Annotated in this window: 12 protein-coding genes; 1 reads left to right on the top strand and 11 read right to left on the bottom strand. The window is 69.2% G+C overall.

All coding sequences use genetic code 11. The features are described from left to right. The first annotated feature begins 60 nt into the window (after positions 1 to 60). Positions 61 to 1,839, top strand: coding sequence for a monovalent cation:proton antiporter-2 (CPA2) family protein (locus tag AC5P7E_RS16425; RefSeq protein ID WP_005411591.1), 1,779 nt, complete (start codon positions 61 to 63; stop codon positions 1,837 to 1,839). A 134-nt stretch (positions 1,840 to 1,973) separates the two neighbouring features. Here the strand turns inward: AC5P7E_RS16425 and AC5P7E_RS16420 are convergent, their stop codons facing one another. From AC5P7E_RS16420 to AC5P7E_RS16370, 11 genes are all read right to left on the bottom strand, one after another. Continuing rightward, a complete protein-coding gene (locus AC5P7E_RS16420) occupies positions 1,974 to 5,312 on the bottom strand; it encodes an ankyrin repeat domain-containing protein (protein ID WP_495222856.1) in 3,339 nt (1,112 codons plus the stop codon). Next, on the bottom strand, positions 5,305 to 5,565 hold the full coding sequence (locus tag AC5P7E_RS16415) for a YcgL domain-containing protein (RefSeq protein ID WP_005411593.1): 261 nt from the start codon (positions 5,563 to 5,565) through the stop codon (positions 5,305 to 5,307). The genes AC5P7E_RS16420 and AC5P7E_RS16415 overlap by 8 nt, the downstream gene beginning before the upstream one ends. Positions 5,566 to 5,725: 160 nt before the next feature. Continuing rightward, the gene (locus AC5P7E_RS16410) at positions 5,726 to 6,166 is read right to left on the bottom strand and encodes a hypothetical protein (protein WP_005411594.1); all 441 of its coding nucleotides are present in this window, start codon (positions 6,164 to 6,166) and stop codon (positions 5,726 to 5,728) included. Between the two features lie 62 nt (positions 6,167 to 6,228). Then, complete coding sequence (locus AC5P7E_RS16405) at positions 6,229 to 7,467, bottom strand: beta-ketoacyl-ACP synthase (RefSeq protein WP_005411595.1); 1,239 nt, start codon at positions 7,465 to 7,467, stop codon at positions 6,229 to 6,231. After that, positions 7,467 to 8,198, bottom strand: a complete 732-nt coding sequence (locus tag AC5P7E_RS16400) for a 3-ketoacyl-ACP reductase FabG2 (protein ID WP_005414863.1) — start codon at positions 8,196 to 8,198, stop codon at positions 7,467 to 7,469. Before AC5P7E_RS16400 ends, AC5P7E_RS16405 begins: the two co-directional genes overlap by 1 nt. Further along, positions 8,195 to 8,650 carry a hotdog family protein gene (locus AC5P7E_RS16395; RefSeq protein WP_329761707.1) on the bottom strand — a complete coding sequence of 152 codons (456 nt, stop codon included), beginning with the start codon at positions 8,648 to 8,650 and terminating at the stop codon, positions 8,195 to 8,197. The genes AC5P7E_RS16400 and AC5P7E_RS16395 overlap by 4 nt, the downstream gene beginning before the upstream one ends. Beyond that, positions 8,647 to 9,831, bottom strand: coding sequence for a beta-ketoacyl-ACP synthase (locus AC5P7E_RS16390; RefSeq protein ID WP_099473860.1), 1,185 nt, complete (start codon positions 9,829 to 9,831; stop codon positions 8,647 to 8,649). Before AC5P7E_RS16390 ends, AC5P7E_RS16395 begins: the two co-directional genes overlap by 4 nt. Next, the gene (locus AC5P7E_RS16385) at positions 9,828 to 10,385 is read right to left on the bottom strand and encodes a DUF3261 domain-containing protein (RefSeq protein WP_005411599.1); all 558 of its coding nucleotides are present in this window, start codon (positions 10,383 to 10,385) and stop codon (positions 9,828 to 9,830) included. The genes AC5P7E_RS16390 and AC5P7E_RS16385 overlap by 4 nt, the downstream gene beginning before the upstream one ends. Then, positions 10,373 to 11,623, bottom strand: coding sequence for an NAD(P)/FAD-dependent oxidoreductase (locus AC5P7E_RS16380; protein WP_043034447.1), 1,251 nt, complete (start codon positions 11,621 to 11,623; stop codon positions 10,373 to 10,375). Before AC5P7E_RS16380 ends, AC5P7E_RS16385 begins: the two co-directional genes overlap by 13 nt. 52 nt (positions 11,624 to 11,675) lie before the next feature. Beyond that, positions 11,676 to 14,051: an MMPL family transporter gene (locus AC5P7E_RS16375; RefSeq protein WP_065183619.1), complete on the bottom strand. Its 2,376-nt coding sequence runs from the start codon at positions 14,049 to 14,051 to the stop codon at positions 11,676 to 11,678. Then, entirely contained in the window at positions 14,023 to 14,646 is a 624-nt protein-coding gene (locus tag AC5P7E_RS16370; protein ID WP_196769509.1) for a LolA family protein, read from the bottom strand. Before AC5P7E_RS16370 ends, AC5P7E_RS16375 begins: the two co-directional genes overlap by 29 nt. Between the last annotated feature and the right edge of the window lies 1 nt (position 14,647).

Here is a 14,647-nt window from a genome sequence, read left to right as displayed (position 1 = left end):
GCCACGCTTTTCCCAACCCGAACGGACGCACGGCGGCTCCCCCGATGACCAGGTATTCCCATGCATAGCGGTGGTCTGGAACTGGCGCTGGTGCTGCTGCTGGCAGCGGTCATCGCCGTGCCGGTGTTCAAGAAGTTCGGCTTCGGCGCGGTGCTGGGCTACCTGGCGGCCGGTGTGGTGCTGGGCCCGGACGGGCTGGGCTTCGTGCAGGACGCCGACCGCATCCTCGGCGCCGCCGAGATCGGCGTGGTGATGCTGCTGTTCGTGATCGGCCTGGAGCTGTCGCCGGCACGCCTGAAGGTGATGCGGCGCTCGGTGTTCGGCGCCGGTGCGGCACAGGTGGCGCTGTCCGGGCTGGTGCTGGGCGGCCTGCTGCTGCTCGACCACTTCCAGTGGAAGAGCGCGCTGGTGGTGGGTGTGGCGCTGGCGCTGTCATCCACGGCGGTGGGCCTGCAGCTGCTGTCCGAGCACAAGGCGATCAACAGCGACCATGGCCGGTTGGGCTTTGCCATCCTGCTGTTCCAGGACCTGATCGCGATCCCGCTGCTGGCGGCCATCCCGCTGCTGGGCGGGGTGAAGAACGAGACCCTGCGTTGGGAAGATGCGGCCGTGGCGCTGGGTGCGCTGGCGGTGGTGATCCTGTGCGGACGACCGGTGCTGCGCAAGGTGTTCAGCATCATCGCGCGCACCCGCAGCCCGGAAGTATTCACTGCCACCGCCCTGCTGGTGGTGCTGGGCACCGCCTGGTTCATGCAGGAAGCCGGCCTCAGCCCCAGCCTCGGCGCGTTCCTGGCCGGCGTGCTGCTGTCCGATTCGGAGTTCCGGCATGAGCTGGAAGCGCAGATCGAGCCGTTCAAGGGGCTGCTGCTGGGCCTGTTCTTCATCGCGGTGGGCATGGGCATCGACCTGGACCGCATCGCCGCCGAGCCGTGGCTGATCGCCGCAGGTGTCGGCATCCTGCTGGTGGTCAAGTTCAGCCTGCTCTACGCGGTTGGACGTGTCGCCCGGCTCAGCTCGCGGCAATCGCTGCTGCTGGGCAGCGTGCTGTGGCTGGGCGGTGAGTTCGCCTTCGTGGTGTTCAACGAGGCACAGCGCGCGCACCTGCTGGGCAACGCCAACCACGACCGGCTGGTGGCGATCGTCGGCCTGTCGATGGCGATCACGCCGCTGTTGATGATCGCGCTGCTGAAACTGCTCGGCCAGGAGAAAGCCACTCCGCGCGAGCCGGCCGAGGCCGACAAGGTGGCGCCGGACAACCGGCCCAAGGTGCTGATCGCCGGCATGGGCCGCTTCGGCCAGGTGATCGCGCGCCTGCTGACCGCGCAGAAGGTGCCGTTCGTGGCGCTGGAGGCGAATCCGGATACCGTGGCCGACCTGCGCCGATTCGGCAACCAGCTGTATTACGGCGACCCGACCCGGCCGGAGATGCTGCGCGCGGCCGGGGGCGAGCACATCGATGTGTTCGTGATCACCGTGGATGACCCGGAAACCAACCTGCGCGCGGTGCGCATGGTGCGCCGGCTGTACCCGGACGCGACGGTGCTGGCGCGTGCACGCAACCGCCAGCATGCGTGGCGGTTGATGGACATGTCGGCCGAGCCGTTCCGCGAAGTGTTCGGCACCAGCCTGGAGATGAGCGGCCGCGTGCTGACCGCGCTGGGCGTGGCACCGGACGTGGCCGAGCGCCACGTGCAGCGCTTCCGCGAGCACGATGAGCAGCTGCTGCGCGACCAGTACCTGGTGTACGACGACGAGGCAGCGGTGATCCAGACCTCGCGCGACGCACGCAACGACCTGATGCATCTGTTCGAGGCCGACGCGGAAAGCGACGGCAAGTAGGCGTGCCGACCAACGGTCGGCACCCACCCGATCAATGGCGGACCCGGTAGTGCCGGCCGCTGGCCGGCAATCCCGTCATCCCGGAGATGTCATGAGGTAGCCGGCCAGCGGCCGGCACTACCCTTTTCCAGCGATCAACCGTTGTCGCGCAGGAACCGCGCCATTGACGAGACACCCGGCACGCGCGGTTCAAACTCGCCGGCCACGTCGATGAAGCCACGCATCACCGCGATCTCGCGCGGGCTGCGGTTGAGGCTGTCGCGCGCCTCCGGATCGGCACCAGCGCGCAGCAGGCGCTGCACCAGCAGCGGCAGACCGTGCAGGGCCGCGAGGTGCAGCGGTCCGAAGCCGCGCGGATCGCGCACCTCAAGGCTCACGTCTTCGTCCAGCAGGCGTTCCACTGCGGCCATCACCACCTGTTCGTCGCAGGCGGTGCCGGGCTCGGCGCGTGCGCCCAGCAGCAGCAGCAGCGGCGTGACCGAACCAGCCGCGGCCTGGTCCGGTTCGGCACCGGCCAGCAGCAGGGTGTCGAGCAGGGCGAGCAGGCGCGAGCGGACGCGGGCACTGAAGCCATACAGCGCGGCACAGTGCAGTGGGCCCAGCTGCTGGGCGTCACCGGCGTGCACGTCGGCACCGGCGGTGAGCAGGCGCGCAACGATGTCCGGCAGGCCCAGCGCGGACGCCAGCATCAGCACGGTCACTCCGCCCGGCAGGCGGTGTTCCAGCTTGGCGCCAGCGTCGAGCAGGGCCGAGACGATGTCCACCTGGCGCATGCTGACCGCCGCCGACAGCGGCGTGGCACCACTGGCCGCTGCGTGCTGCGGATCAGCGCCACGCGCCAGCAACAGGTCGGTCACCGCCAGATGGCCACCACCGGCGGCGCGCAGCAGCGCGGTGCAGCCCTGCGCATCAACCGCATCGACGGCGAAGCCCAGATCGATCAGGCGGCGTACCGCATCCACGTCACCGGCCATTGCGGCGGCCGGCAGATCGGACTCGCGCAGGGTGCGGCGCGGCAACGGCCACACCCGCCAGTCCAGCCAGTCGGCCAGGTCGCGGCGACCAATCGACAGCGCCACGCCCAGCGGCGTCTGGCCATCGGCGGCGCGTGCTTCCGGCGAGGCACCGTGCTGCACCAGCAGCTTCAGCGCGCCTTCGCGGGCCAATGCGGTGGCCAGATGCAATGCGGTCATGCCATGGCTGTCGCGCGCTTCGCGATCGACGCCCGCCTTCAGCAGCGCCTGCTGCAGGCGCAGCCAGCCCAGGCGCACCGCCAGCGACAACGGCGGATCACCGGCCGGCGAAGCCGCGAACGGATCGGCGCCACGCTCCAGCAATTCCAGCGCCAGCTGTTCCAGGCCACGGGCGGCCTGGTCGTGCTGCGCACAGGCCGCCAGGAAGCGCGCCAGGCCACCGCGTCCGGCCGGCGACAAGCCACGCTGCAACATCACCTGCAACGCCGGCACCGCATCAATGCCGCGCGACAGCAACGCGAACATCGGCGTATCGGAACAGGCGTCGCGCACGTAGGGATCGGCGCCATGACCCAGCAGCCAATCCACCGCGCGCGGCTCCAGCGCCAGCTCGGGGTCGAGCAGCAGGCCGCCCAGTTCTTCCGGCTGGCACAGCTTGGCCAGCGCGGCCATGCCTTCGGTGTTGCCGAAGCCCAGCGCTTCGCGCAGCAGGGTCAGCGGCGGGCGGTCCGGCAGCAGGCCGCTGGCACTGGCGGCTTCGCCACGCTCGGCCAGGCCGTCACTGACCGCGGCCGGCAACGGATAGGACGGATCCAGCAGGGCGACAATCGCCCAGCGCCCGGCTTCGGCAGCGTAGTCCACTGCACGACGACCGACCGGATCGGTCGCGTCGGCGGCGATGCCCAGCTCCACCAGGCGCTTGACCAGCAACGGCGAGACATCCTCTGCCATCACCGCCAGCTGCACTGCGTTGCGCCCTTCGCCGTCGACGGCAACCAGGTCCGGCTTGTGCGGCAGCAAGTGTTCGACCACCGCGGCGCGCCCGGCACGGGCAGCTTCCAGCCAGGGCGTACGCCCCAGTGCATCGCGTGCTTCCAGGTTGGCACCGGCAGCCAGCAGCACGCCGATGATTTCAACGTGGCCGGCCAGCGCCGCCTCGTGCAGCGCGCTGCGGCGCTGGCGATCACGCGCGTCGGCACGCGCCTTGTGCTTGAGCAGCAGCTGCACGCCAGCCGGATCGTCGTCTTCGGTGGCGGCGGCGGCCAGCAGCACCGGGGTGCCCTCTGCCGGTTCGCTGCGCGCACCGCGTTCGAGCAGGAAGCGGGCCAGGCGCCAGTTGCCGACCTGGCACGCCACGGCCAGCGGCGACCAGCCCTCGTTGTTCAGCGCATCGACTTCGGCGGCGGCATCGCGCAGCAGCGCGGCCACGCCTGGGTCGGAACTGCGCGCGGCATGGTGCAGCGGGGTGTTGCCATCGCTGTCGGTGGCACGCGAATCGGCACCGTTGGCGAGCAGGGTCATCACGGCTTCGGGGCGGCCATGCCAGCTGTCGCGGGTGGCGGCCAGCAGCGGGGTCATGCCCCGGTGCGGCGCGTTCACGTCAACGCCGCGGGCAATCAGTTCGCGCAGCAGGCGCAGGTCCGGCAGCACCGCCGCCAGCACCGCCAGGCTGCGCTGGTCGCGCCAGTTCGGGTCGGGCAGCGCATACGGATCGGCGCCGGCCTGCAGCAGCTGCAGGCCGCGGTCGATGCGGCCGTGGCGGGCGGCTTCATACAGGGCCGGGGTCAGCTCCTGCGGTGCCATCGCCTCCAGCGGCGCGGTCTCGGCCGCGGCAGCGAACATCGGTTCGTGTTCTGCGCTGGACGTCGCCATCGGGCTGGGGCGCAACGACACCAGCGGCGCCGGCGCGACCCGTTGCAGCAGCAGGTGCAGCACGGGAGACACCACCACCACCGCCAGCGCAGCGGGCCAGCGCGCGCTCTCCGGCAGCAGCCCCGGCCAGGCCGGCAGCACCACCAGCGCGGCCAGCGCGATCACCAGCGCCGCCACGCCGAGACCGCGCCAGGCGGTCAGGTCGCGACCGGCCAGCGCCTGCCAATGATGGGCCAGGCGGCCATCAAGCCGTTCGACATCGTTCCACAACGGCCAGGTGCGCCAGGCAGCGAGCAGGCCGGCACTGACCAGCACACTCAGGCCCAGCACCGCCGCAAGGCTGCCGCTGTCACGCAGCGCCGCCAGCGGCCAGGCCAGCAGCAGCGCCAGCAGCAGCGGTGCGGCCGCCCACAGTGCCAGCAGCGCCGGCAGGTCCTGGCGTGCAACCACCTTCAGCGGCAGCAGCGCACGGCTGCGCCGCCACCACGATACGCCCAGCGCGAACGCCGGTTGCGCCAGGGCGGCGAGGATGGCACCGGCAACGCCGCCCACGGCAGCACCCAGTGCCAGCAAGGCGCCCACGGCGAAGGCGATCGACAGGGCGCGCGGACGGGAGACGTCAGTCATAGTGGCGCGGCATCAGGCTGGCCACCGACGGCGGCACCTGCAGGTAGAACCCGCGCTCGCTCATGTCACTGCGAACCTTGTCCGGGTCGGCCTGGGCCAGGCGACGCTGGGCATCCAGGGCCACGTCCAGGACGAAGGTGAGCGCACCCAGCGAGGTGAGCAGCGGCGCAGGCAGCGCGCTGAAATCATCGCGTCGGGGAACGTAGACGTAGGTGTCAGGCTTGAGTTGGCTTTTATAGACGTAGGCGTGCATGTCCGCGGGACGATAACCCGGGAAGAGCCATGATTGTGTCGGAAAGCCGACACCGGGGAAAGCCGTCGGCCGACGATGGCGGCGTGATCGACGGCGTTTCCCCGACGGGGTTCAGCAATGTGGCGGCGGCGTTCAGGCAACGCCGCTGCCCTGCGGTCGCTTACTTGACCTTGGCGTAGGTGCCCTTCAGCGCCACGCCAGCGAGGATCGTACCGGCATAGCATTCGTAGTTGGTGCTGCTCTTGAACTCGTTCTTCTTGTAGTAGCTGACGATGTCGACCACCGCGTTGGCACCGCGCGACTTGGCGCCGTCCTGCAGTGCGCGCAGCGCCGACAGCGCGACCCAGCGGCAGGCCTCGGCATCGCTCTTGTTGGCGGCGTTGGTCTTCTTGTTGGTCACGTCCTCGCCCAGGCGCTGCTGCACGCTGACCGGCTGGCCGGCCAGGTAGAAGCGCACGCTGCCGTCGATGCCGGCGTCCCGGGCGGCCTGCGAGGTGACCAGCTCCTGCAGGGACTGCTCAACGCGGGTGTCGCGGGCGGAGGCGGTGGAGGTCAGGGCCAGCAGTGCAGTGGCCGTGGCGATCATCAGGGTGCGGCGCATCGGAACATCTCCTTGTCGGGGGTGCGGGTGGGTTGAGGAAAAAGGCGGGATGGGACGGTGGATCATTCGCTCCAGCGGCGGAACACCAGCGAGGTGTTGATGCCGCCGAAGGCGAAGTTGTTGCTCATCACGTACTCGGCCTGCAATTCGCGGCCCTGCCCGGTGATGAAGTCGAGCTGGCCGCAGCGCGGGTCAACCTCGGCCAGGTTCAGCGTGGGGGCGAACCAGCCGGCACGCATCATCTCGATGCTCAGCCAGGCCTCGAACGCACCACAGGCACCGAGCATGTGGCCGACGTAGCTCTTCAGCGAGCTGATCGGTACGCGGCTGCCGAACACCTGCGCGGTGGCCTGGGTCTCGGCGATGTCGCCGTGATCGGTGGCGGTGCCGTGGGCGTTGACGTAGTCGATCTGCGCCGCCTCCAGGCCCGCATCCTCCAGCGCCAGGCGCATGGCCTGGGCCATGGTGTCGGCGCTGGGCTGGGTGACGTGCTGGCCGTCGCTGTTGGTGCCGTAGCCGACCACCTCGGCAAGGATGGTGGCACCGCGCGCCTGCGCGTGCTCCAGGTCTTCCAGGATCAGCGTGCAGGCACCCTCGCCCAGCACCAGGCCATCGCGGCCGGCATCGAACGGGCGCGGCGTGGTCTGCGGCGCGTCGTTGCGCACGCTGGTGGCGAACAGGGTGTCGAACACCGCCGCAGCGGTAGCGTCGAGCTGCTCGGCACCACCGGCGACCATCACCGTCTGCTTGCCGCTGCGGATCGCTTCATAGGCCGCGCCCACGCCCTGGCTGCCCGAGGTGCAGGCGCTGGAGGTGGTATAGACACGCCCGGACAGGCCGAAGAACACGCCGATGTTGACCGGCGCGGTGTGGCTCATCATCTTCAGGTAGGTGGTGGCGCTGATGCCTTCGGTGGTGAACTCGTTGAGCATGCGCCCGAACTCGCCGGTGGCTTCGTGGCTGCCCGACGAGGAACCATAGGCCACGCCGGTGCGACCGCTGCGCAGCACCGGGTGCTCGTGCAGGCCAGCTTCGCGCAGCGCCACTTCGGTGGCACGCACCGACATGATCGCGACCTTGCCCATGGAGCGGGTGGTCTTGCGGTTGTAGTTCGGCGGCAGCGCGAAGTCCTGCGCCGGCGCAGCCAGCTTGGTGTTCAGCCCGGCATAGACATCCCACTCGGGCATCGCGCGCACCGCGTTGCGGCAGCTGCGCAGGTGCGCCTCGATGGTCGGCCAGTCATGGCCGAGCGGACTGATCGCGGACGCACCGGTCACCACGACGCGACGATCGGTGGCCATCAGAGCATGCCCCCGTTCACCGAGATCACCTGGCGGGTGATGTAGCCGGCCGGTTCGGACAGCAGGAACGCCACCGTGGCCGCCACTTCGTCGGGACGGCCGACGCGGCCGGCGGGAATCAGCTTGAGCGCGTGTTCGATCACTTCATCGTTGAGCATTTCGGTCTCGATCAGGCCCGGGGCCACGCAGTTGACGGTGATCTGGCGGCTGGCCAGTTCCAGCGCCAGGGCCTTGGTGGCACCGATGATGCCGGCCTTGGCGGCACTGTAATTGACCTGCCCGCGGTTGCCGGCCAGTCCGGACACCGACGACAGGGTGACGATGCGGCCCGGCTTGCGCCGCCGCACCATCGGCATGATCAGCGGATGCAGCACGTTGTAGAAGCCATCCAGGTTGGTGTGGATGACCTGGTCCCAATCCTCCGCCGACAGTGCCGGGAAGGCGCCATCACGGGCGATGCCCGCATTGCAGACCACGCCGTAGTACGCGCCGTGCGCTTCGACATCGGCCTCCAGCGCGGCGCGTGCGGCCTCGCGGTCGGCCACGTCGAACATCAGTACGCGGGCCTGCTGGCCCAACGCGTGGATCTCGGCCACCACGGCCTGTGCCTCATCCAGGCGGCTGCGGCAATGCACCACCACGTCGAAGCCATCGCGCGCGATGCGCAGCGCGATGGCCCGGCCGATGCCCCGGCTGGCGCCGGTCACCAGCACGCTTCGATTCCCTGTCATGCCTGTCCACTCTCCAGATAGGCCATCGCATCGGCCGGTTCGAACACCGACACGTTGGCTGTCGCCCATTCGTCCTCGCCCGCCAGGATGCGGCAGGCGAACATCCCCAATCCATTGTCACCCAACAGCTCGCAGCGCGCCTGTACGCGCAGCCGCGAGCCGCTGGGGAAGCTGCAGCGCGCGCTGTTGTAGCGGCGGCTGCCGAGCAGGAAGCCCAGCTGCGGTGGCTTGCCCGCTGCACGCGCACGGCAGCCGGCCCAGGCCGCGATGGCCTGTGCCATGTATTCGATGCCCACCCAGGCCGGCACTTTGTGGTTTTCCACGAACAGGCCGGCCTCGGGCACCACCAGTTCCGCCTCGATGGTGTCCTGGTCCCAGTGCGTGATGCGCTCCAGCAGGCACATGTCCTGGCGGTGCGGTACCACCTCTTCAATTGCATACAGCATGTTCATCGACGCTCCAACGCCAGCACGGCATTGCTGCCGCCGAAGGCGAACGAATTGCTCAGCACCCGCCGCGGTGCCTGCGCCAGGCGGGTGGCTGGTGCGACCAGCGGCAGTGCCGGCAGCGCGGGGTCTGCCACGCCGTCCCACCAGTGCGGTGGCAGCTGCTGCTGCGGGTTTTCGGCCAGCACGATCCAGCACAATGCAGCTTCGATCGCGCCTGACGCACCCAGCGTATGGCCGGTCAGGGGCTTGGTCGAACTGGCCCGAATGCCGTTGCCCAGCACCTGCGAAACCGCCAGGCTTTCCATCGCATCGTTGTGCCCGGTGGCGGTGCCATGCAGGTTCACGTAGTCCACTTCATCGGCCGCCCAGCCGGCGCGCTGCAGCGCCTGCTGCAGGGCATCGATGGCACCCAGGCCCTGCGGATCGGGAGCGGACATATGGTGAGCGTCGGCCGATTCGCCCCATCCGGCCAGGCACACCGGACCCGGCTCGCGGGTGAGCAGGAACAGCGCGGCGCCCTCACCGATGTTGATACCGGCGCGGTGCTGCGAGAACGGATTGCAGCGCAGGGCCGACACCGATTCCAGCGCGCTGAAGCCGGCCACGGTGAAGCGGCACAGCGAGTCCGCACCGCCTGCGATCACGGCGTCGACGATACCGGCTCGCAGCATGCGTGCAGCCGACATCAATGCCTTGGCACTGGACGAGCAGGCGGTGGACAGGGTCCACGCGGGCCCCTGAGCGCCGCTGCGCTGGCGCACGAACTGCGCGGCAGTACCCATTTCCTGCTGGGCGTAATCGAAGCCCTGCGGCCACTGGCCCTGTTCGGCGTGGGTGCGCAGGGCCTGCTCGGACTCACCAATGCCCGAGGTGCTGGTGCCCAGCACCACCGCCACGCGCTCGGCGCCATGGCGGGTGATCGCGGCGGCCACCGCCGGAGCGATCTGCGCCAGTGCCACGTCCAGCAGGGCGTTGTTGCGCCCGCGCAGGGCCACCGGCAGTTCCTCCAGCGCCGGCAGTGGCGTGCGTACTTCTCCCGCCGCCAGGGTGCGCCCCGGCAACAGGCTGTCGTTGTCACTGAGCCCGCCCGGCACGTCGGCGAACATCGCCGACGCGACAGCGGCGCGGCCATCGCCGAGCGCGCAGACCACGCCCAGGTCGTTCAGGTAGATCGGTGCACTCATCGGTCCTGTCCGGCCATGTCGATCGATTCGATGCGCAGCGCATAGCCTTCGGCACGGTTGTCCAGCTGCACGCTGCCATCGTCCAGGCGCTGCAGTTGCAGCCACACCGTGCCATCGCGCGACAGGCTGCGCTGCTGGCCGTCGTCGCTGACCTGCCAGTCGGACGGCAGCGCGGCGGCGATGGCCGCGGTCGGCCACAGCGCGAACTGCAGGTCATCCAGCACACGCTCGGCACGTACCTGCGGCGGCAGCCACGGCGCGCGCTGCTGGGTCAGCTGCTGGCCGTCCCACTGCAGGCGCACGCCGGTCTGGCCCATCGCCTGCACCGCCAGCTGCACCTGCTGCGCGTCGGCTTCCAGCAGCGCGTCGAGGTCGCGCTCATGGCTGCCGAAGCGGAAATGCAGCTGCTGCTGCAGGGCCAGCGGCGCCGGCAGGCTGGCCGGCGACAGCCGCAGTGGCGGCAGCTCCACCTGGGGCTTGGGCATGCGCCCGGCACAGGCGGCCAGCAGCAGGCACAGCAGCAGGGCCGCAGTACGGAAGATCAGGCGCTGCACAATTCCTCCAGCACGCGCATGCGGCGACCACTTTCATCGGCCACATACGGATTCTTGGTGTCCCAGGCGTAACCGGCCAGGATGGAGCTGATCATGTCGCGCACTTCGGGCTGCTGCTGCGGGTGGTAGATGATCTTCTGGAAGCCGCCCTGGTACCAGCTTTCCACGAAGCGGCGGAAGGTCTTCACGCCGGCGCGCAGCGGGATCGAGAATTCAGCTTCCCAGTCGACGGTTTGGCCGGCATAACGGCGCTTGAGGCACTCGCTGGCCAGCTGCGCGGACTTGAAGGCAATGGTCACACCGGACGAGAACACCGGGTCGAGGAACTCGCCGGCGTTGCCCAGCAACGCGTAGCCGGGGCCCCACAGCGAGCTGACATTGGCCGAGTAACCCGTGATGCGGCGCACCGGCAGCACCGCCCATTCGGCATTGGCCAGCAGGCGGGTCAGGTTGGGGTCCTCGCCGACGATGGCCTGCAGCTTCTGCAGGTCGTCGCCTTCGTAGCGCTCGAAGAACGACGGCTCGGCGACCACGCCCAGCGAGCAGCAGCCGTTGGAGAATGGAATCGTCCAGTACCAGACGTCGATGTGTTCGGGATGGGTGGTGATCAGGATCTTGTTGCGGTCGAAGTCGGCTTCGGCCGGAATGTTGTCGCGCACGTGGCAGAAGATCGCGCCGCGCACCGGGAAATTGGATGGCGATTCCAGCTGCAGCAGGCGCGGCAGCAGGCGCGCGAAGCCCGATGCGTCGAGGATGAAATCGGCCTCGATGCGGTATTCGCTGCCATCCGGGCGGCGCACGTTCACCGCAGGCTGTTCACCGGGTTCGACCGACAGCACTTCATCACCGAAACGCAGCGTGGTTCCCATGCGCTCGGCGCCGCGTGCCAACACGTTGTCGAAGTCGGCGCGCTGCACCTGGTAGGTGGTACCCCAGCCCGGCGAGAACTTCTTCCGGAAGTCGAAGGCAGTACGCGCTTCACCGTGCACGAAGGCCGCGCCGTTCTTGTACTGGAAGCCGGCCTCGACCACATCCTGCAGCAGCCCGGCTGCTTCGATGTACTCCATGCTCTGTGGCAGCAGGCTTTCGCCGATGGAGAAGCGCGGGAACTGCTGGCGCTCCAGCATCAGCACCTGGCGGCCCTGCTGGCGCAGCATCGCCGCGGCCACGGAGCCGGCCGGGCCTGCGCCGATGATCAGGATTTCAGTGCGTTCGACAGCATCCACAGCAGTACTCATCGGGGCGTCCTTGTTGCTCGATCAGGGGAAAGAAGAAAAGCGGAAGGCGGACTCAGGCCGGCGGCAGGTCATGCGGTGGCGGCCGGAACAGTGGCGAGATCAGCCAGACCAGGCCGATGCCGAACAGCAGGGTCAGGCCGAACGCGCGCAGCGCCGGGGTCTGCGACAGGCCCAGCAGGCCGAACGACAGCCAGGTGCTGGCCGCACCCACGCAGACCGCCAGCCATGCGCTGGCATCGCCACGGTGTTCGATCAGGAAGATGCCGTAGTCGATGCCCATGCCCAGCAGCAGCATCAGCGCCAGCACGTTGAACAGCTGCAGCGGCTGGCCGAACAGGCCCAGCAGGCCCAGGGTCAGTGCGCCGGCAATCAGGGTGGGGGCAAATACGCGCCAGGCCTGGCGGCGGTAGCGCAGCCACAGCGCACCGAACACCAGTGCGATGCCGACCAGCAGCAGCCCGCCCATCAGCTTGCGGTAGTGGCCCAGCAGCTTGGAGAAATCGGAGGTGCGGTCTACCCAGCGCACGCCGGGCAGGCCTTCGGCAGCACCCTGCAGCGTGGCCAGGGCATCGGCGCGCGACAGGTCATCGACCATCACCACGCTGATCATCTGCCCACCGACTTCACCCACCCACAGGTGGCGGAACGGCTGCGAGGCCGGCGAGGCCAGGAAGGCTTCGGCGGTGAGCGGCGCACCGGCGAACTGCGGCCGCTGCAGCGGCTCGCCCACCGCCTCGGACACGGCCGACAGCACGCCGGGTTCCACCTTCGCGGTCAGCGCAGCATCGGCCTGCTGGCGTGCCGGTGATGGCAGCCAATCGCTGATCGCGCGATAGCCACCAATGCGCTTGTCGGTGGCCAACACACGCAGGCGCTCGGTCAGTGCTTCCTCGCGCTGCAGCAGCTGCGCGGCATCGACACCCTGCACCAGGTAGAACTGCGCCGGACTGGGCATGCCCAGCAACTGGCTCAGGCGGATTTGCTGCGCCATCAATGCCGGCGGCGAGGACTGCAGGCTGCGCAGGTCGTCGTTGCTCTGCAGGCGCGCGATGCCGATGGCAGACAGCGCCAGCGTGATCACCACGAACATCGTCACCGCGCGGCGGCCATGCAGGCGCGGGAAGCGCTCCAGCGTATTGCCCAGCCACTGCGAGAAGCGGGTCTGGCGGATCTCGCCACCGTCGAGCCACGGGAACCAGAAGATCACCGTGAGGAAAGCTGCGGCCAGGCCCACCACCGAGAACAGTGCCATCTGGCGCAGGCCGGGGAACGGGGCCAGGCCCAATGCCAGGTAGGCCAGCGCACTGGTCAGCAGGGCCAGCCACAGGCCGGGCAGCAGATGCCGCAGCAGTTTCCAGCGACGATCGGCCGGTTCGGCCTGGCGCGAGGCGAACCAGTGAATGCCGTAATCCTCGGCCACGCCCACCAGCGACGCACCAAACACCAGGGTCAGCACGTGCACCTTGCCGAACACCAGCACGGTCACCGCCAGCGCCACGCCACAGCCGATCAGCAGCGAGGCGGCCACCAGCAGGATCGGGCGCAGCGAGCGGAATGCCAGCCACACCAGCAGCAGCACCGCCGCCAGCGACCCCCAACCGATGGTGTTGATCTCCTGGTTGGCCTGCACCGCAGCGGCCTCGGCATGCAGCGGCACGCCCGCATGCAGGATTTCAAGCTCAGGCGCCGCCGCCGTGGCGGCCTGCCCGGCACGTTCCAGCAGGCCATCGAGGTGGCGCTCGCCATCCAGCTGGAACGCCGAGCCGGGCGTATCGAACTGCAGCACGGCCCAATGCCTGCCCTCGGCTTCAAGCAGGCCGTCATCGCCCAACCGCAGGCCCGAACCCTGCGCCTGCTGCTGCCACCACTGCGGCCACAGCGACAACGGATCCTGGCGCCATTCAGTCAATCGCGGCGCACCCATCGGGCCATACAGCGCAGCCAGCGCCTGCTCGGCCAACACGCCCGGTTCGCTGCCCTGCAACTGCTCGCGCTGGGCCGGTGTCAGCAGGCGGTCGCGGTACGGCGCGTAGAACGCGCGCGCCTCGTCAAACCAGCCTTCGATCGAGCCGCTGGGTACCAGCAAGGCGTGGTCGGCATCCTTGGCCATGGCCGCCGCAAAGGCCGCCTGCGCGCGCTTGGCAGCCGCGCTGTCCTTGCTGCCGAGCAGCACCACGACCTGCCGCGAACTGCCATCGGCAATGCGCCGGGTGACGTCGCTCAACAGGCGGTCGTGCGCATCCTGCGGCAGCAGGGCGAGGATGTCGGTGTCGATCCGCGATTGCTGGCTCCACAGCTGCCACTGCTGTGCGCCCAGCGCCAGCAGCACCAGCAGCCAGGCAATGCCCAGCCAGTGCCACCAGCGCCGCAACCGGTCCGGTACGTTCGATGCCACGGCCTCACTCAAAGCGGCGGGCCTCGTCGGCATTGAGCGTGGCCGGCGCCTCGCTCAACGCGCTGAACTGGATCTGCGTGCGGTCCTTGTTGGCCTCGACGATCTCGACCTGGCGCACGTAGTGGTCGCCCTGCAGGGTCAGCGATTCGAAGGCCTTGGCCAGCATCGCCGACTTCGGCGTCAGGCGCAGCCGCCAGCCCTGCCCTTCACGGCTGGCCGCCACGTTGAACTGGCTGGACAGTGCCTGCACGTCGCCACTCATCAACGCGAACATGATCGCGTTCACTGAACGCATCGCCGGCTGCTGCCGCGCGTCCAGTTCGACGCGGGTGCTGCCATCACGCTGCCGGCTGAGGATGCGATCGGCGGTGACCACTACTTCCGAGGGGAACGGCTTGAGCGTGCTCCAGATCACGCCGTGCTGGCGCGCGACCACGAACCGGCCCTGCGAGCGCAGCGGGTTCTTGAAGCCACTCACCTGCTTTTCCTGGCTGAACTGGCCACGCAGCACATCCGGCCGCGCCACCGCCTGGGTAATCGCATCGATGGCGGGGTCGGCCGCCTGCACGCGCGGTGCGGCAACGAGCATCAGCGCGCACAGCAGCACGCTCGGAAGACGGGCAAGCATA

The sequence above is a fragment of the Stenotrophomonas sp. YJH_SMC_25 genome (genome assembly GCF_059369595.1).
This window is presented reverse-complemented; position numbering and strand designations above follow the sequence as displayed.